The sequence below is a fragment of the Streptomyces sp. NBC_00691 genome (assembly GCF_036226665.1).
Taxonomy (GTDB): domain Bacteria; phylum Actinomycetota; class Actinomycetes; order Streptomycetales; family Streptomycetaceae; genus Streptomyces.
In genome coordinates this window covers 1002761-1020596 of record NZ_CP109007.1, presented here as the reverse complement: position 1 = coordinate 1020596, position 17836 = coordinate 1002761, and the positions used below count along the sequence as shown (strand labels likewise).

Annotated in this window: 13 protein-coding genes; 7 read left to right on the top strand and 6 right to left on the bottom strand. The window is 74.6% G+C overall.

Translation table 11 applies throughout. From position 1 onward, the window contains the following. The first annotated feature begins 5 nt into the window (after positions 1 to 5). Positions 6 to 1877 (top strand): AfsR/SARP family transcriptional regulator, encoded by a 1872-nt coding sequence (locus OG392_RS04455; protein WP_329275809.1) that lies wholly within the window; start codon positions 6 to 8, stop codon positions 1875 to 1877. 175 nt (positions 1878 to 2052) lie between these two features. On the opposite strand, the gene OG392_RS04450 is transcribed toward OG392_RS04455, so the two are convergent. From OG392_RS04450 to OG392_RS04425, 6 genes are read right to left on the bottom strand one after another with little or no spacing between them, the layout of a single operon-like run. Beyond that, the gene (locus OG392_RS04450; RefSeq protein ID WP_329275806.1) at positions 2053 to 4323 is read right to left on the bottom strand and encodes a prolyl oligopeptidase family serine peptidase; all 2271 of its coding nucleotides are present in this window, start codon (positions 4321 to 4323) and stop codon (positions 2053 to 2055) included. After that, on the bottom strand, positions 4320 to 5768 hold the full coding sequence (locus tag OG392_RS04445; protein ID WP_329275804.1) for an MFS transporter: 1449 nt from the start codon (positions 5766 to 5768) through the stop codon (positions 4320 to 4322). The genes OG392_RS04450 and OG392_RS04445 overlap by 4 nt, the downstream gene beginning before the upstream one ends. Then, positions 5765 to 6733: a DUF6895 family protein gene (locus tag OG392_RS04440; protein ID WP_329275802.1), complete on the bottom strand. Its 969-nt coding sequence runs from the start codon at positions 6731 to 6733 to the stop codon at positions 5765 to 5767. The genes OG392_RS04445 and OG392_RS04440 overlap by 4 nt, the downstream gene beginning before the upstream one ends. A gap of 2 nt (positions 6734 to 6735) precedes the next feature. Next, entirely contained in the window at positions 6736 to 7977 is a 1242-nt protein-coding gene (locus OG392_RS04435) for a radical SAM protein (RefSeq protein ID WP_329275801.1), read from the bottom strand. Beyond that, positions 7974 to 8984 (bottom strand): DUF6895 family protein, encoded by a 1011-nt coding sequence (locus tag OG392_RS04430; protein WP_329275800.1) that lies wholly within the window; start codon positions 8982 to 8984, stop codon positions 7974 to 7976. Before OG392_RS04430 ends, OG392_RS04435 begins: the two co-directional genes overlap by 4 nt. Further along, positions 8956 to 10161 carry a glycosyltransferase gene (locus tag OG392_RS04425; protein ID WP_329275799.1) on the bottom strand — a complete coding sequence of 402 codons (1206 nt, stop codon included), beginning with the start codon at positions 10159 to 10161 and terminating at the stop codon, positions 8956 to 8958. The genes OG392_RS04430 and OG392_RS04425 overlap by 29 nt, the downstream gene beginning before the upstream one ends. 653 nt (positions 10162 to 10814) lie before the next feature. Between OG392_RS04425 and OG392_RS04420 the strand changes: the two genes are divergently transcribed. The 6 genes from OG392_RS04420 (at position 10815) to OG392_RS04395 (ending at position 17833) form a co-directional block, all read left to right on the top strand. Further along, positions 10815 to 11984, top strand: a complete 1170-nt coding sequence (locus OG392_RS04420; protein WP_329287063.1) for a radical SAM protein — start codon at positions 10815 to 10817, stop codon at positions 11982 to 11984. Further along, positions 11981 to 12733 (top strand): iron-containing redox enzyme family protein, encoded by a 753-nt coding sequence (locus OG392_RS04415; protein WP_329275796.1) that lies wholly within the window; start codon positions 11981 to 11983, stop codon positions 12731 to 12733. Before OG392_RS04420 ends, OG392_RS04415 begins: the two co-directional genes overlap by 4 nt. Then, positions 12730 to 12948, top strand: a complete 219-nt coding sequence (locus OG392_RS04410) for an aroma-sacti cluster domain-containing protein (RefSeq protein WP_329275793.1) — start codon at positions 12730 to 12732, stop codon at positions 12946 to 12948. Before OG392_RS04415 ends, OG392_RS04410 begins: the two co-directional genes overlap by 4 nt. A 220-nt stretch (positions 12949 to 13168) precedes the next feature. Beyond that, positions 13169 to 16366, top strand: a complete 3198-nt coding sequence (locus tag OG392_RS04405; protein WP_329275791.1) for an adenylate/guanylate cyclase domain-containing protein — start codon at positions 13169 to 13171, stop codon at positions 16364 to 16366. After that, positions 16363 to 17223, top strand: coding sequence for a S8 family peptidase (locus tag OG392_RS04400; RefSeq protein ID WP_329275789.1), 861 nt, complete (start codon positions 16363 to 16365; stop codon positions 17221 to 17223). Before OG392_RS04405 ends, OG392_RS04400 begins: the two co-directional genes overlap by 4 nt. A 25-nt stretch (positions 17224 to 17248) precedes the next feature. Continuing rightward, entirely contained in the window at positions 17249 to 17833 is a 585-nt protein-coding gene (locus OG392_RS04395) for a GAF domain-containing protein (RefSeq protein ID WP_329275787.1), read from the top strand. Positions 17834 to 17836 lie beyond the last annotated feature (3 nt).

Sequence of the window (17836 nt, the reverse complement as noted above, 5' to 3'; positions counted from 1 at the left end):
GCTCGATGCCGAGACCGTCCGCGCAGCCCGCCGCCTCACCCGGCACACTCCGGTTCTCCGTCCTCGGCCCGCTCACGGTCCACCGGGACGGGCGACCCCTGCCCCTCGGCCCGTTGAAGCAGCGCACGGTGCTGGCCGCGCTCCTGGCATCCGTCAACTCTCCTGTCTCCGTCGACGCGTTGACCGAGGCGGTGTGGCCCGAGGAGCCCCCTCGTACGGCCCGCAAGAACATCCAGGTGTACGTCAGCGCCCTGCGCGCGCTGTTCGGACAGGGCGACCAGGAGGATCAGGAAGGGCCACGGCTCACGCACACGGGAGCCGGATACGTCCTGCGGGCGGCGGAGGAGGAACTCGACCTCCTGATGTTCCGCTCCCTGGTGCGGGCCGCCGAGGGGCAGCCGCCCCAGGAGGCCGCCCGACTGCTGAGGCAGGCCCTCGACCTGTGGCGGGGAACGCCGCTGGGCGACGACCTCCGGCAGTCGCCCCTACTCGCCGAGGAGGCCGAGCGGCTGCGGCTGCGGCACGTGACGGCGTACGAGAGCTGGGCGGAGGCGGAGCTGGAGCTGGGCGGCGCCCCGGCCGTGGTCGAGGGGCTGCGCGACCTGGTGGAGCGGCATCCGCTGCGGGAGCGGCTCCGCTCCGCCTGGATGCGTGCGCTCAGCGGTTCCGGCCGGCAGCCGGAGGCGCTCGCGGTCTACGACGACTACCGGCAGCTGCTGGCAAGGGAGTTGGGCCTGGAGCCGAGCGGTGCCATGGCCGCCCGCTACCGGGCGGTCCTCGCGGGGGAGACCCGGTCCGCAGGCCCGGGCGAGGCCGGCGGACCGCCCGGCGCAAGAGCCGTCGCCGCCCCGCCGAGGCCGACCGTGCTGCTGCCGCCCGACCTGGTCGACTTCACCGGACACGGCGAGGAGCTCCACGACGTCCTGGACCTGTTGGAGGGCGGCGACGGGGGCGGCGGAGTCGGCGCGGGCGAAGCGGGCCCTGTCGCAGTGCTGTCCGGCCCCGCGGGATCGGGGAAGACGACGCTGGCGGTCAGGGCCGCCCACCTTCTCGGCGGCAGGTTCCCCGAGGGCCGGTTCTGTGTCTCCCTGCGGGACGCGGAGGGCCGCACCCGGCCCGTACCCGCCGTTCTCGCGGAACTCGGCGAACTCACGGGCCGGACCGGACCGCCGACTCCCGAGGCGTGGCGGGAGTGGCTGGCCCGCCACCGGGTCCTGGTGATCCTGGACGACGTCCCCGAGGAAGGCGCCGTACGAGCGCTGCTCCCGTGCGGCGGACGGGGCAGGGTGCTGCTCACCGCGCGAGGCCAGCTGGGCGGCCTGGCACCGGTGCACCGGATCACCGTCCCGCCGCTCGACACGGCCGAGGCCGTACAGCTCCTGGCCGGGCTCGTCGGTGTGCGACGGGTGCGGGCCGACCGGGAGGCCGCGCTGCGGATCGTCCGGGCGTGCGGCGGGTCGCCGCTCGCGGTACGGGTGAGCGGCATGCGGCTGGCCGTGCTCCGCCACGTACCGCTGCGGGAGTTCGCGGACCGGCTGACCGACCCCACCGGGGCCCTGGACGAACTGACGGCCGGAGACGTGTCCGTACGGCAGCGGCTGGCCCACGGCTGGGAGACGCTCCCGGCGGAACGGGGCCGGGACGCCGGGCGGCTGGCCGCGGGGACGGGGGACGGCCCGTTCGGTCTGACGGAGGCGGCGGAGGCGCTCGGCTGCGACGAGCGGCACGCGGTGAGGGTGGTGGAGGCGCTCATCGACGCCGGCATGGTCACGTCGCCCGGCGGCGAGGTCACCGCGCACGCGGCGCAGTACGACATGCCGCACCTGATACGGCTGTACGCACGGGGCGTGGGGTACGGGACGCCGGTGCTGACGTAGGGCGGTGGTGACGGGGGGTGCCGGCGGTGACGGGAGCGGTGGAGGGCCGGTGGGTGGCGGCCGGTGGTCCCGGGGGAGCACCGCTGAGCGCGACTCACGCCCGCCCCGGCACGCTTGTCCTCGCCGTGAACCGGCGGCCGCCCGGACGTGCCGTGCCGGGGCACGGCACGCGCGGCTACCGCGGCGGTGTCCCCGCGCCGGAGCCCGGGGCCGGGAGACCCACGTGGGAGGCCAGGAAGGCCAGGCACTCCGCCTGGAGCGCCGCCGCGCGGGACGCGGCCCGGTCCCCGTGGCCGACGCCGTGCTCGAGCCGCAGCAGGATCGGGCCGGTACCCGACGAGGCGTGCTGGAGCGCGGCGCACATCTTGCGGGCGTGCAGCGGGTCGGTGCGCGTGTCGCCGTCCGCGGCGGTCAGCAGCACCGCCGGGTACGCGGCCCCGGGCGTGACCCGGTGGTAGGGGGAGTAGCCGAACAGCACGGGCAGCCGCGCCGGGTCCCGTGCGCTGCCGTACTCCGGCGTCCAGCTGGGGCCGAGGCCGGACAGCTCGTAGCGGACCATGTCCAGGAGCGGGGACGAGCACACCACGGCGGCGTACTTCTCCGGCTCCTGCGTGAGGGCCGCGCCGACGAGCAGGCCACCGTTGGAGCCGCCCATGATCGCGATCCGGCCGGGCTCGGTCCAGCCCTCCTCGACCAGCCGGTCGGCCGCCGCGCCGAAGTCGTCGAAGGTGTTCTGCTTGTGCGCACCGCTCCCCGCCCGGTGCCACGCCTCACCCTCCTCGCCGCCGCCGCGCAGTCCCGCCCAGGCGAACACCCCGCCCGCCCTGACCCAGGCCAGGACCTGCGCACGGTAGCGGGGCGACATCGTGCGGCCGAAGCCGCCGTATCCCGTGAGCAGCGCCGGGCGCGGCCGGTCCGGGTGCCCGGCGGGGGAGATCACGAACATCCGCACCGTCGTCCCGTCCCGCGACGGGAACGCGACCTGTCGGGTCACCGCACCACCTGTCGCCTGAATGCCCATGGCCGGATCACCCGGCACCGGACCACCGGGACCGCCGGGACCGCCCATGGCCGGATCACCCGGCACCGGACCACCGGGACCGCCCGGACCGTCCGCCGACAGGGCATCCCGGTCCCAGCGGGTCAGACGGCGCGTACGGGCGTCGAAGTGGAGGACGCGTACCGGCGTGACGAAGTCCGTGTAAGCGAACCACGCCTCGTGACCGCCCGACGCCACGGCCGAGAAGTCGCCGACCGCGCCGGTGCCGGGGAGCGGCAGCGCGGCCACCTGCCGGCCCTCGACCAGGTCGTGCAGCGTCACCTCGGCCACGGTGTCGCGGGTCCACGCGGCCAGGCCGAGCGGGTTCTCGAGCTCGGGACCGGAGAGCACCACGAGATGGGTCAGCACCGCGTCCGGCCGTTCGGGGACGACCTCGTGCCACGCGCCGGGGCCGAGGTGCAGCTCGTCCGGCCGGCACGCGACGACCCGGCCGCGCGCCGCGTCGCGGTCGGTGCGGAGCCACACCCTGTCCGCTGGGCCCGTACCGCGGACGGCGTGCAGCCGGGTGGCGGCCCCCCGGCCCTCCTGGACCGGCCGCAGCAGCGGACGGTCGAGCGGCGCGGCCGTCAGATCGGCCAGGTAGACGTCGGTTCCGCGGCCGGTGCCGAGGGTGGCCGTGATGCCCAGCCAGCGGCCGTCCTCGGTCACGGAGACGCTGTAGAACTGCGTCTTGTCCCGCCCCTCGCCGAAGACCACGGCGTCCGTGTCCGCCGGCGTGCCGACCCGGTGCAGACAGACCCTGCGGTGGTAGCGCTCCTCGCCGGGGTGGAGCCGGGGGTCCAGCCGCCGGACGTAGTAGAACGCGCCGCCGCCGGGAAGCCAGCCGACCGACGCCTTCCGCACCCGGTCCAGCGGCCCGTCCACGACCTCGCCGGTGGCCACGTCGATCACCCGGAGCAGCGAGTCCTCCGTCCCGTCACGGGACACCTGGTAGGCGAGCAGATCGCCCTCCACGGAGGGCTCCCAGGCGTCGAGGACGGTACGGCCGGACGGGTCGAGGGCGACGGGATCGAGCAGGACGCGCTCCGTGCCCGCGTCCCTCCCCGTCCCCGTTCCCGCCTCGGCCACCACCAGGACCGGATGCTCCTGACCGGCCTGCTGCCGCAGCCAGAAGAGCCTGCCGCCACGGACCTCGGGCGAGCGGACACGAGCACCGGCGCCGAGCGCGGCCACCGCCGCCTCCCACCGCTCCAGACCGGGCAGGGCCGCGCGCTCCGCCGCGTACAGGCCCTCCTGTGCGGCGCTCCACCGGCGCGTCGCGGCGCTCTCGGCGTCCTCGAGCCAGCGGTACGGGTCCGGTACGCGCACCCCGTGGATCTCCTCGACGACGTCCTGCCGATCGGCGTGCGGGTACGGGCGCCGTGTGCGCCGGGCGTCGGTGGTCACTCCGGTCTCCCTCGTTCGTGGTCGGGCGCACGGTGTCCGCGGGATCCGGCCGGGGACGGGACGTCTGCCGTGAGCGCGGCGGCCTTCTCCCCCGTGACCGGCGTCTCCGTGTCCGCCTTCTCCGTCCCCGGCAGGGCCAGCCACGCGAAGACGCCCGACAGGACGACGATCAGCCCGGACACCGCGAAGACCGTGTCGATGGGGCCGAACCGGACACCCCCGACCGAGCCCGAGACGTCCGTCAGCACCGAGCCGGCGAGCCAGCCGGACAGCACCGCGGCGAGCATCGACGCCAGCTTGGTCACCGGGTAGAACACGGCCATCACCCGGCCCCGGAAGGCCGGTGGCGCCGCCGCGAGCAGCAGTGGCGCCATCGCGGTGTTGAGGACGGTCAGCGGAATGGTGAAGACGAAGAGCAGCGCGATGCCGCCGAGGAAGGTGGTCTGCCGGGAGTAGGCGATCAGGAGGACACCGCTCACCAGCAGGCTGATCCAGGTGCTCCGGCGTGCCCCGAACCACTGCACGACCCGGCCCCCGCTCAACGCGCCCGTGATGCCGCCCACGCCCATCGCCATGCCGATGTATCCGTAGAGGTGGGCGTCGGCGTGGAGGTTGTCGGTGGTGAAGAAGACGTTGAGGGTGCTGAGCGCGCCGAGGCCGAACTGCCCGATGACGGCGAGCAGAAGCAGTACGACCAGGAACCTGCTGCGTGCGAAGAAACGCACGCCGTCCGCGAACTCGCCGCCCAGGCTCGGTCGTCGCCGCGCCGGCCTCGTGTCGTCCGGAGCGGTCTCGGGGGCGGACCTCCCGCTGTTCCCCGTCGTGGCCGACGCGGGTACCTCGATGGACCGGATCGCCACGTACGACACCGCGTAGGACAGCGCGTTGAAGAGCAGGGCCCATTGGATTCCCGCGGCGAACAGCAGTGGCGCCGCGAGCGGCGGGCCGATGATCCAGGCGGTCTCGCCGGTCGCCTGGCCGATCCCGGCGGCCCGGGCGCGGTTGGCGTCCCCCTTCACGAGGTCCGCGAGGATCGCGAAGCGCGCGGGTGAGAAGAACTGGCCGGTCGCGTGCAGCAGGAGCACGGTCACATAGACGAGGGCGAGCCAGACACCCACCGGGAGCGCGTCGGTCGGCAGGAAGGAGACGACGGTCAGGACCACCACGAGCGCGCCGCGCACCACTTCGGTACGGAGCAGCGTGGCCAGCTTGTCCCAGCGGTCGACGAACACGCCCGCGAGGGGTCCGATGCCCAGGACGGCGACGCTGGACGCCATCAGGACGCCGCTGACCGCCATCGGAGCCCACGACTCGCCCTTCGCCAGGACGGTCGCCACCCACAGCACCAGCGTCGTGCTGAAGACGGCGTCGCCGACGGACGAGACGGCCTGGCCGAACCAGAGGCGGGTGTAGTCGCGGTTGATGAGCGTGAGACGTGGTGTCATGAGGCCCACCTCGGCGACGAGACGATCGACGCCATGAGGGCCGTCACGAGGGTCGTGTGGTACGCCTTCCGGAAGAACTCGACGCCCGTCGCCCGCGGCGCGGCCCTGAGTTCCGCCGACCTCCCGGGGATCGCCCCGTCGGGCCGCTGGGCCCGTGCGAGGCACGCCAGAGCGGCCGCTCCCGAAGGCGTGCGGAGCGGATCCTCGCCGAGGACGAACTGGGTGAGGACGAGCTCCGCCGCCAGGTCCCAGAGGTCGTGTGCGACACAGTGGAGCAGCGTCCGCCGGGTGAGGTCCCGCGCGTGGTCCAGGTCGGATCCGGAGATCCGGGGGCCGGTGCGGCCGAAGTCGCCGAGGTAGAAGGCGGTGTGGGTCAGCGCGTAGGCCTGCGGGACGGTCAGCGGCTCCGCCCTGTCCCGGGCGGTCGCGGTCGGCGGCCCGGCGGCGCGGAGGGCGACGAGGGGACTCCGCGGGACGAGTGCGGCGTACGGCTCGATGGCGTGGCGCACGCCCGCCCTGTCCGCGTAGTAGCGGATCTCGATGCGCAGGTACGGTGACTTCCCGCCCGGCGACAGGAAGTCGGGGGCCAGCCGCGCGAGGGCCTCCCGGCACAGCGTGTCGTCGATGCCGTCGGGGGCGAGCGCGGCGTACACCAGCCGGTACGTGGAGGCGTACGCCGGGCTGTCGTCGAAGAGCCGCGGGAAGTCCGGGTCCTGCCAGAGCTTCCGTACGAGTGCGGACGCCCCGCTCAGGGGATCCGGGGCGGCGGCGTCCGGCCGGGCGGCGCGGTCGCAGAGCAGCCCCAGCTCCAGGGCGGCCTTCGCCTTTCCGCGGGCGGGCGAGGGGGCCGTCGAGCGGTCCGGTTCCCCGGTGGTGCCCGCGGAGAACGGGTCGAAGTGGTCGAGGTTCCCGTCCAGCCAGTCCAGCGCGCCGGCGGAGAGCTGCTCCAGGAGTGAGGGAGGCATGGCTACAGGCGCCCCGTCTCGTGCAGATGGTCGAGCAGGGCCGTGTCGACGGTGTCGCGGAACCTGGCGAGCGTACGGGCGTCCTCGTCGTAGCTGTAGAGGTCCTGGCACGCGATCCACCGGTCGTCGGTCTTCGCGCTGGGCAGATAGCCGTCGCTGACGGTGCCGACCTCCCAGTCGGGCTTGCCCGCGGTCTCCCAGCAGCTGGCCAGGGTCCCGTCCGCGCTCACGACGGCGCCGTACCGGCCGTTGGTGTGGCCGCAGGTGACGCAGGTCTTCCGACCGCCGGGCCGGTTCACGGCGAATCCGAGTTCGAGGGCCCTGCGCTGCCACCGGGTGAAGGCGGAGGAGAGCTCACCGGTGTGCAGAAGGCTGTTGGCGTAGCCGACGCCGACGTCGCCGATCCGCGCGAAGTACAGCGTGCAGCGCGCGGGGTCCAGCGTGGCCGCAAGCCGGTCGATCAGGGAGTCGACGCCGTGGAAGGTCTCCTGGGAGACGTTGACCCGCAGGGTCCACCGCAGTGGCGTGGCCTCGGAGGCCTTCACGATGTTGCGGACGATCTTGTCGAAGGTGCCGCTGCCGTCCGCCCTGCCGACCCGGATCCGGTCGTGGTCGTCGCGGTCGCCGTCGAAGGTGACCTGGACGGAGGTCAGACCGCGCTCGTGCAGCCTGCGGGCGAGGGACGGGGTGAGCAGGGTGGCGTTGGAGATCATCCAGGCCGAGGTCGGAGCGATGCCGGCGGCCCGTTCCAGGAGTTCGAGACACCCGCGCGGGTTGAGGAGGGGCTCGCCGCCGAACAGGAGGATCCTGAGCTTCTCCAGGCCCACGGCGGCCATCTGGCGCTCGGTGAACCCGAGGATCGACGTGATCGTCTCCGAGTCGAGCCGGGTCCGGGCGATCCGGGGCGGCCGGCTCCCGCCCGACAGGTCCTGCGCGGTGTTCTGGAAGCAGTAGCCGCAGCCCAGATTGCAGTGGGTGCTCGTGAGGACGGTCAGGGCGTAGGCCCGGACCGTCGCGGGGGTGAACATGCCGCTCTCACGCAGCCGTTGCTCGGCCTCGGTGCGCAGGCCGCCGTCGGGGGTGACATGGCGGTCGGCGAGCCGGGCGACGCCGCCCGGACCGAGGAACCACCAGGTGCGCCCACCCCGGAGGAGGCGCGCGCCGGAGGCGGCGAGATCGGTGCCGGCCGGCGGGGCGGCGTTCGGGGTCTCCGGGATGACGCTCGTCGCTCGGTCCATGCTCACCGTGTCGCCTCCCGTACGGCCGTCGCACCGGTGTCTCCCGCGGTGGCCGCGGCTCCCGCGGTTCCCGCGAGGGGGCGAGCGGCGGGCGCGTCCGGCCTGCCGCTTCCGACGACCAGCGTCGTGAGCGCCGTGACGAGCGTCGCCTGGTACGACCTCCGGAAGTACTGCACGGGCGTCGCGTCGGCCGGGGCGCGTCTGACGACGGACTTCCCGGGGATCGCTCCGTCCGGCGCCTGGACCTCGGCGAGCATCCGGATGCCGGCCGCCCCGGAGGGTGTACCGAGGGGATCCGCCCCGAGGCAGTACTGCGCGAGGACGAGCTTGCCGACGAGGTCCCATTCGCCGAGACCCAGGCAGTGGTGGGTGAGCCGCTCCACGACCTGGAGGGCCTGCTCGCGGGCCTCGTCGCTCAGACCGGTGTCACGGAGGCCGAAGTCGCTGAGGTAGAAGACGGTGTGGGTGACCACGCAGGCGTCCAGGTCGGCCACCGGCAGGGTGGCGGCCCGGGCGGGCAGACTGGCCGCGTACAGCTCGTCGTACGTGGCGAACGCGTGCTCGGCGCCCGCGAGATCGGCGTAGAACCGCGCCTCCAGGTGGAGGTACGGGGCCTTGCGCCGCGGTGCGAGGTAGCCGTCGTCCTCGAGCCGGGCCAGGACGGCGCGCGGGGCGCCGGTGACGGTCCCGGCGGGTGCCAGCGCCGCGTACATCAGCTCGAACTGCCTTGCGTACCGCCCGTCGAGGGTGAGCAGGCGGGGGAAGTCGGGTCGCTGCCACGCCCGTTCGACGATCGAGGACGCCTCGCGGAGGGCGGGCTCCGCCGGTGCTGACGCCCCCCAGTAGCGGCAGAGCAGCGCGAGCTGCAGGAGGGCCTTGACGCGGGGGGTCACCGGCAGCTCCGCGTGACCGGCGGGGGAGTCCAGGTACCCCGCGTGGCGCGCGATCCAGTGCCGCGTACCCATGGACAGACTGGCCACGGCCTCATCGAGGCCGACTGATCGCGTACTCATGGTTCTCCTTCGGGGTTCCGGATGCCTGAGCCACCCGCTCGACGACGTCGGCCGCGCGGGCCGCGCCGTCCACCGCGGCCAGCCGGTCGCCGAGCGCGCGGGCTCGGGTCCGCAGTCCTTCGTCGCGCGACACCGACTCCAGCAGCGCCGACAGGTCCACGGACGGGGTCTTCGGGTCGCGCACGGCCACGCCGGCCCGTACGCAGGCGCCGGTGAGCAGCGGCTGCTCGGACCCGTTGGGCGACAGCGCCAGGGGGCGGCCGCGCAGGAGGGCCGACAGGACCGGAGCCGAGGTTCCGTTGGCCAGCACCAGGTCGGCCGCGTCGACGAGCGGTCCCATCCAGGGCTTCCGTACGAGCAGGATGTCGGCCTCCGGGGCGGGCGCGGGGTCGGTGGACCGGCCCTGCTCGACCACCGCCCGGAACGGTCCACCGTTAAAGGCCTCGTTGAGCCGTGGCCAGAGGGTCCGCCCGCCGAAGAAGCGGCCGAGATGGACGTAGACGACGGGCTTCCCCGTACCCGTCCGGTCCAGGTGGTCCCGGACGGTCTCCCACTCCCCCTGTTCGGGCGCCGGTTCCCAGGAGAGTGGTCCCACGTGCCGTACCCGTGCGGGGAGTTCCGCGCCCGGGTGCTCCAGGGCGGGATCCCCGCGGAGCAGCAGCGCGTCGCCCGGCAATGGGTCGTTCCCCCAGCGGGAGGCCCGTCCGGCCAGACCGGCCTCCTCCCGCGTGGCGGCGTGGAGGTCCAGGCTGTCGCGGGTCCTGCTCTCCCTGGTCCTGCCCAGGTGCGGCTCCCCGTCGCCGCCGCTCCGGTAGTCCCACAGATGGACCGAGAGTCCGATCACGACCACCGGGATGTCCAGGACCTCGGCGGCGAGCAGGGCCCCGTTGCACAGCACCGAGGTGACGAGCAGCTCGGCCCGTGCCGCCCGGGCCGCGCGCACGATCGCCCGGTACTGCGCGGCCCCGGTCCTCCCCCACCACGTGGCGGAGAACGCCCGGTGGCCACCGAAGTCCTCGGCCACCGCGCACGGCAGCCCGGCCTCGGTCACGAACGGTACGGCGGAGGCTCTGGCGAGGGCGCTGACGTGATGGCCGCGCCGACGCAGCTCGCGGCCCGCGGCGAGCGCCGGATAGAGGTAGCCGCCGTCGCTGAGCGGGCAGAGCAGGATCTTCACGACGTGCGCGCTCCCTCGGGGTCGGGCGGGTGGCGGAAGGGTGGGGCGGGGGCCGGGGCTGGGGCGGGGGCCGGGGCGATCGGTCGGTGAGTGGCCGCGGGCCCCCCGGTCCTGGCGTGATCCGCCGAGAACCGAGTGGCCCGCGAGGTACTCAGGACGAGACGAGTCGCGTCAGGAGATGTCGCTGGAGTTGTTGATGATGCAGCCGGCCTCGTCCTCCTCGGCCTCCCCGTGCGCCACGACCTCGATGTCCTCGTCCTCGACCGGCTTCGGGTTCGTGTTCTCGGGCATGTTCGTCCTCCTCGTTTGGCGGCGTCGCTGCGCCGGCTGAGAAGAACGTACGGACGACGGGTATGGGAACGCCTGGTCGACGGTTGGACGCCGGTATGCGTCGACGACGCGGACGCGGTACGAGCCCGGGACGTGCGCCGATGCCTCCGCGGGGCGGCGGCGCCCGGCCGTCCGCCACGTGCCCGCGCGCTCCGCCGGCCCCCTTCCCGCGCCTTCCCGAGCTTTGCGGACCCTTCCGGACCTGCGGCTTAACCGTTCACCAGGCGTTCGTGAACCGGAAGTCTGCCGCCCGGGGCCACGATCCGGGAATGCTCCGCGCGCGGCGCACGACGCGGTGCGAACTCACGGAGGAGGAGACGGACATGGACCTGGCGGAGCTGATCGGCCTGCGGCCGGTGCCCTGCGGCGGTCTCCTCGTGGCGCTCACCCGCCGCTGCCCCATGAGCTGCGCGCACTGCTCCACGGGTTCCTCCATGGCTGCCACGGAGGAACCCGACCGGCGGCAGCTTCTCGACTTCATCGGTTCGTTCGGTGCCGAGGACCGTCCCGAGGTGGTCATGCTGACCGGCGGCGAACCGCTGCTCCTCCCCGGGCTAGCCGCCCGCGTGGCCGGGCTCGCGCGGGCCAAGGGGGCCCGGGTGGCCCTGCTCAGCGGGATGTTCTTCGCCCGTGGGGGACGTGTTCCCGAGCGGATCATGCGGACGATCACCACCCTGGACCATTTCTCGGCGAGCCTGGACGTCCACCACGAGCGCGAGGTCCCGCGCGCGGACGTGCTGAGCGCCCTGCGTGCCGTACTCGACGCCGGGATCCCCGCCAGCATCCACCTCACGGGAACGGGAAGGGTCACGGGCACCGGCACCGGCGCGGACACCGACGACCCGTACCTGGTGGACGTCGTCGCGGACGTGCGCCGGGTCTTCGGCGCCCGGATGCCCATGCTGGTCAACGAGGTGCGGCCGCTCGGCCGCGCCGCCGGCCTCGTCCGCGCGACACCGCCGGGCCCCGACGACAGCCTGGCGGCTCCCTGCACCCTCGCAGCCTGGCCCGTGGTCGCCTTCGACGGGACGGTCGCGGCCTGCTGCAACCAGTGGACGGTCGACCGGCGCCCCGTCCCCCCGCACCTGCGACTGGGGCACATCGCCGAGGACGACTGGCCGGCCGTACGCGAACGTTCCCTCGGCTCTCCGGTGCTGCGGATGCTGCGCGCGGTCGGCCCACGGCGCCTCCACGCCCGCTACGAGACCGAGCCGGCCCCGGCCGGCTACTGCCGCAGCTGTCACGCGCTCGCCGACCGCCCGAGCGTCCTGGAAGGCGCGGCCCGGGACGCCGGCGGTCGCGTCGGCGAGCTCCTCGACCGGCTCACCACGGAGCAGCAGCGCGCGGCAGGACCCGCCGCACTGGTGCGGCGCATGGGCTGCGGACGCTATGCGCACCTGGTCGAGCCCGCCTCCGGAGAGGACCTCGTGCCCACGAACGCGCCCCGCACCGCCACGCCCTCGCCCATCGCACACGAGAGGAGCAGCCGATGAACGCCACCGTCACCGCCCCCACGGCCGGAGCCCCCGCGACAGGCACCACCACCTCCACCACGGCCCCGCCGAGCATCGCCCCCGCGACGGTCACCGCATCTCTGGCCCTCCGCACCAAACTCGCGCCCACGGCGCCCGTCCTGAGAGCCGCGACCGTCGCGCTGTGGCGGCCGGACGGCCTGCGGGAGCGGTACGCGCGCTACCTGGCCGCGATGCATCCTCTGGTACGCGCCTCGGTGCCGCTTCTCGTACGCGCGGCCGAGCGGTGCGCCGCCGAGCCCGACGACCCCGCCGCGCGGAGCCTGGCCGCGTACTTCCTCCGCCATGCCGAGGAGGAACGGGACCACGACGCCTGGCTGCTCGACGACCTGGCCGCCGCCGGCGCGGGTCCGTCGGCCGTGCCGCACCCCATCGTCGTGGAACTGGCCGGGGCGCAGTACTACCGGGTCGCGCACGAGCACCCCGTGGCCCTGCTCGGCTACATCGCGGTCCTGGAGGGCAACGCCCCCGGGCCCCGGCTCGCGGACCGCCTCGCCGAGGTCACCGGGCTGCCGGGCGCCGCCTTCCGCACGCTCAGGGAGCACGCGGAACTCGACGGCGGCCACCTCGACGACCTCTACCGGGTGTTCGACGCGCTCGCGCCGACCCCGGCCCTGCAGACCGCCGTCGCCGTCAGCGCGCTGCACACGGCGAACCTGCTCACGCGCCTGTTCCTTTCCCTCGCCGAGGACACCGGAGGACATTCATGACGGACAACGGCACCCCGCACGGCACGGAGCCCACCCCGGAGGCTCTCGCCGCCGCGGGCTTCGACGTCCACGCACTGAGCGAGGAGCAGCAGGAAGTCATCAGGGCGTTGACGCCGGACGAGCTCGCCCTGCTGGTCGACATCAGAGGGCGACTGGACGCGGCGGCCCCCGAGGTCCAGGCCCACGCGGACGTGGCGGGCGGCGCGCTGTTCTGAAGCGGGGGCGCGGGGCCGTCCACTGCCGTCCCCGTCCGCCGGCCGTCCCCGTCCCCGTCCCCGTCCCCGTCCCCGTCCCCGTCCCCGTCCACCGACCGTCCCCGTCCCCGTCCGCCGTCCACCGGAGGAACCCATGCCCTGCGCCTCGTGCCGGAGCGCCCTGCCGTCCGGAGCCCGGTTCTGCCCGTCCTGCGGCACCCCGTGCGCTGCCGGGCCGGCCGTGGCGAGACCGACGGGCCGCAAGGTGGTGACGGTCCTCTTCTGCGACCTGGTGGGTTCCACCGCGCTCTCCGGCGCGCTGGACGCGGAGACCCTGAGATCGGTCACGCTCCGCTGGTTCGACCTGATGCGGCTGCGGATCGAGGAGCAGGGCGGCACGGTGGAGAAGTTCATCGGAGACGCGGTGATGGCGGTGTTCGGTGTGCCGACGGTCCGGGAGGACGACGCCCGGAGGGCGGCCGCCGCGGCCCTCGCGATGCGGGAGGCGCTCGCCGGGTTCAACGCCCGACTGGAGGAGGCCGTGGGCGTACGGCTGGAGATGCGGATCGGCATCAACACCGGTCAGGCGGTGACGGGTTCGGCCACGCAGCGGCAGGCGATGGTCTCGGGCGAGGTCGTGAACGTGGCCGCCCGCCTGGAACAGAACGCGGCGGCCGGGGAGATCCTGCTGGGCCCCGACACGCTGGCGGCGGCCGGGCCGGGCGTCCGGACGACGGAGACGGGGCCGCTGCTCCTGAAGGGCAAGAGCGACCGGGTGGCGGCGCACCGGCTGATCGCCCTGGACGAGGAGGACGGCCCGGAATCCCTCCGCCGCTTCGACGTCGGCTTCGTCGGACGCGTCCCCGAACTCACCTTGATGGACGAGGTGTTGACGCAGGTGACGCGCAGGAGAGGCATCGACCGCCTGGTGGTGGGCGGTGAGGCGGGCCAGGGGAAGACCCGCCTGGTACGGGAATGGCTCCACCGCGCGACAGCCGCGGGCCGGCCCGAGGGACGGAGCTCCGCACTGACGCCGTCCCCCCTGCTCTCCGCTCCCGCGCAAGCCCCGCGTCACGGCGTCGGCCGGTGTCGGGCCCGGGGCGAGCAGCCGAGCCTCGGGCCCCTCGCCGATGCCGTGGCCGGGCTGCTCGAGAGCGTGGGCACCGTCGTCCCCTCACCCGAACTGGATCTGCTCCATCAGGGCCTGCTCCTCGACGGGACACCCAATCCGTCCCCGGCGGACACGTGTGCCGCGCTGGCCAGGGTGCTCGCCGAGCTGTCCGAGGCGCAGCCCGTCGTGCTGGTGATCGACGACTGCCACTGGGCCGCGCAGCCGCTCTTCGACGCCCTCGACCGGCTCCTGCGCGCCCTCGCCGACGCGGCCGTCCTGATCGTCCTGCTCACCCGGCCCCAACTCTTCGACGTACGGCCCGAACTCGCCCCGGGCGCCGTCCTGCTGGGCGGTCTCTCCGACGGCGAGGCACAACTCCTCGCGGCCGGGCTCACGGCGCAGGAGGCCGACAGCGCGCCGCTCGCACCCCAGGTCCTCGCACGGGTCGGCGGGAACCCCCTGCATCTGGAGCAGCTGCTCGTCGCAGGTGACCCCGTCGACGCGGACAGTGTTCCGCTGCCCCTCCAGGCCCTGATCGGCGCCCGGATCGACGCACTCCAACCGCCCGAACAACGGGTCCTCGGGCTGGCGTCCGTCCTCGGTGGCGACTTCACCGCCGACGAACTCACGGCGCTCGCCGCGCATCCCGCCGAGGCATGGACCGCGGCCGAGCTCCGGACCACCCTCCACCGGCTCGTCCGGCACCGCCTCATCAGGCCGGACGGCGGGGCGTTCCGCTTCGCCGGAGGGCTGATCCAGGAAGTCGTCCACACCAGCCAGTCCAAGCAGGACCGCGCCGACCGGCACGAACGCGCGGCCCGCCTGGACACGGTCCAGCGGCGCGGCAGTGCCGCGGTCGGCGCCCATCTGGAGCAGGCGTACCGCTACCGCGTCGAACTCGGTGCCCAGGACGCGCACACCGACGTCCTGCGGCGGCGGGCCGCCGACGCCCTCGCGGAGGGCGGTCGTCTCGCGCTCGCCCACGCCGACCCGGTATGGGCCGCCGACCTGCTGGGCAGGGCCTCGGCCCGGTACGCGGCGGGCGAGCCCGGCGGTACGGCGACACGGCGGCGACTCGGCCAGACGCTGCTCGACCTGGGGCGCGTCACGGAAGGCCGGGCCCTCCTCGAAGAAGTCCTGGCCGAGGTTCCGGGGGACGGCTGCGGCACCGACGTGGTGCAGGCCGCGCACGCCCGACTGAGTCTGGCGTCCGTCGGCGGGTCGGCAGGCAGCCGTGCGGACATCCGCCGGGCCGAGGCGGCGGGTCCCGCGGAGGCAGCGCGTGCCGGTGGCTCCCGGTCCGGTGAGTCGCCTGCCGAGGCGGCCGCCGTCACCCTGCCCGTCTTCGCCGCCACCGGTGACGAGTTCGGGCAGGCCCGTGCCTGTCTGCGGCTCGCGCAGCACGCGCAGGAGCAGGGCCGGCACCGGGAGGCCGAGCGGCTTCTCGACCGGGCCCTCGGTCATGCCGTACGGGCCGATGCCGAGCCCGAACGGGCCGCCGCCCTCGGAGCCATGGGGGTGTCCCTCTGGCGCGGGCCCCTGCCCGTGGCCGACGCCGTGACCCGCTGTCGTGCCCTGCTCGCCGAGCAGGGCGCCGGCCGCCGGGCCGTGCGGCTGACGCTCAACTGCCCGCTGGCCGTGCTCCTGGCGCTCCACGACGACCGGGACGGCGCACTCGCCTGCCTCGCGGAGGCGGAACAACTCGCCCAGCGGCTCGGCTACGCCGAGACCGACGCCTTCCTGCCCCTCTTCACCGCCACCGTCGACGAGCTGGCGGGCCGCCGCGAGGAGGCCCTCCTCGGCCTGGAGCGGGCCGCGACCGCCGCGCGGGCGCTCGGCGCCACCGGCCTCCTGCGCAGCGCCCTCCTCGACACCACCCGCATCCACCTCGACCTCGGCGACTGGCGTGCCGCACACGACACCCTCGCCGCACTCCACCCGACGGGCGGGCAGCCCGTCGGGGACCGGCCGCGCGCCGAGTCCGCCGACCTCGACGGCCTGCGCGCCCGGATCGCCGCGGCACGCGGGCAGGACACGACCGCCACCCGCCTGGCCGACCGGGCGCTCGCCACCGCCGTACGCACCGACTCGCCCATCGTCCAGGGGCTCGCCGCCCTCGACGCGGCCCGTGCCGCGCTCGCGCTGGGGCACCCGGGGAACGCGGCCGAGGCGGCGGTGCGCGCCCGGTGGAGCTTCGCCGCCAAGGGCCACCGCCCCGCCGCACGCGAGGCCGAGGCCGTCGCCCTGCGCTGTCAGGGCCTCCGGGCCGACGGACCCGCCTCCGTCGGCCGGGCGGCCGACGGAACCGGAAAGGAAGCCCAGCGATGACCACCGGCCACCGACCGGCCCAGACCTTCACCCCCGCCACGCCCGCTCCCGGACTCACCTGGGGTCTCCGGGGGCGCGGTCCCGACGACGTACCCGTGGAGGCCGACCATCCGCCGGAGCCGCCCGAGGGCGGGCTGCTCGGCGGGACCGGGCGGGGCGTGCGCGTCTGCGTCGTCGACTCCGGGGTCGAACGGGACCACCCCATGGTCGGCCCCGTCGCCCGGTCCTGGCGCGTCTTCAAGGACGACGACGGCGTCCACGTCGAGGAGACCGACGAGGGCGACGCCTGCGGTCACGGCACCGCCTGTGCCGGGATCATCCGCCGGACCGCCCCGGACTGCGAGCTGTCCAGCGTCCGGGTGCTCGGCGAACGGTTCTCCGGCAGCGGCGACATCCTCCTCGAAGGGATCCGGTGGGCCGTCCGCCAGCGCTTCGACGTCGTGAACCTCAGCCTCTCGACCAGCCGGGACCGCTTCGTGGAGGAACTGCGCCGGCTCGCCGACGAGGCGTACTTCCAGCAGACCGTGATCGTCGCCTCCGCGCACAACACCCATGTGGAGAGCTTCCCCTGGCGTTTCTCCTCGGTGATCTCGGTCGGCAGCCACCAGGAGGACGACCCGGACCTGCACCTCTACAACCCCGACCCGCCGGTGGAGTTCTTCGCCCCCGGCCAGCGGGTGCAGGTGGCCTGGCTGGGCGGTACGTCGATCCGTACGTCCGGCAACAGCTTCGCCACCCCGTTCGTCGCCGGGCTCTGCGCGCGGATCCTGTCGAGCCGCCCGCGGCTGACGCCGTTCCAGCTGAAGAACGCCCTGTACCTGTCCGCCGCCAACGTCCGTGTCCACGGCAGCCGGTAACGACCGGCGCCGGAAGGGAACCCCCATGGCTCAGACGATCGCCCCCGCCGTCCCCTCCGCACCCCGGCCCGACCCGGCCATGGCGGAACTTCTGCAGTCGGTCGTGGACACCGCCCGCGCCATCTTCGGCGCCGAGGCGAGCTCCATCCTGCTCCTGGAGGCGGCAGCGGACGAGCTCGTCTTCGAGGCCGTCTCCGGACAGGGACAGGAGTTCCTGGTCGGCCGCCGCTTCCCGGCCGGCCGGGGGATCGCCGGCTGGGTCGCCGCCTCGGGCGAGCCGATGGTCGTCGACGACCTCCACGACAGCACGTCCTTCGACCGGGACGTCGCCCGTTCCACCGGCTTCGTGCCGAACGCCCTGATGGCCGCGCCGCTCGTGCACGGGGACCGCGTCCTCGGCGTGCTGGAGGTCCTCGATCCGTCTCCGCAGGCCCGGTCCAGCCTGTCCGAGCTCGACCTGCTGAGCCTGTTCGCCCGGCAGGCCGCCGTCGCCCTGCACGTCCTCACCACCCACGCACCGCGCGGGGCGGAGCCCGTCGCCCCCGAGGACCCGGCGCGGGCCGAACTCCTGCGCCTTCTCGGCGAGGCCCGTCGACTCCTGGAGGAGTGAGCA

Bases quoted from the DNA above. Each gene is read 5' to 3' on its own strand.
- OG392_RS04400 (WP_329275789.1), top strand. From the start codon at position 16,363: ATGACCACCGGCCACCGACCGGCCCAGACCTTCACCCCCGCCACGCCC.
- OG392_RS04420 (WP_329287063.1), top strand. From the start codon at position 10,815: ATGGACCTGGCGGAGCTGATCGGCCTGCGGCCGGTGCCCTGCGGCGGT.
- OG392_RS04410 (WP_329275793.1), top strand. From the start codon at position 12,730: ATGACGGACAACGGCACCCCGCACGGCACGGAGCCCACCCCGGAGGCT.
- OG392_RS04445 (WP_329275804.1), bottom strand. From the start codon at position 5,768: ATGACACCACGTCTCACGCTCATCAACCGCGACTACACCCGCCTCTGG.
- OG392_RS04455 (WP_329275809.1), top strand. From the start codon at position 6: ATGCCGAGACCGTCCGCGCAGCCCGCCGCCTCACCCGGCACACTCCGG.
- OG392_RS04395 (WP_329275787.1), top strand. From the start codon at position 17,249: ATGGCTCAGACGATCGCCCCCGCCGTCCCCTCCGCACCCCGGCCCGAC.
- OG392_RS04430 (WP_329275800.1), bottom strand. From the start codon at position 8,984: ATGAGTACGCGATCAGTCGGCCTCGATGAGGCCGTGGCCAGTCTGTCC.
- OG392_RS04415 (WP_329275796.1), top strand. From the start codon at position 11,981: ATGAACGCCACCGTCACCGCCCCCACGGCCGGAGCCCCCGCGACAGGC.
- OG392_RS04440 (WP_329275802.1), bottom strand. From the start codon at position 6,733: ATGCCTCCCTCACTCCTGGAGCAGCTCTCCGCCGGCGCGCTGGACTGG.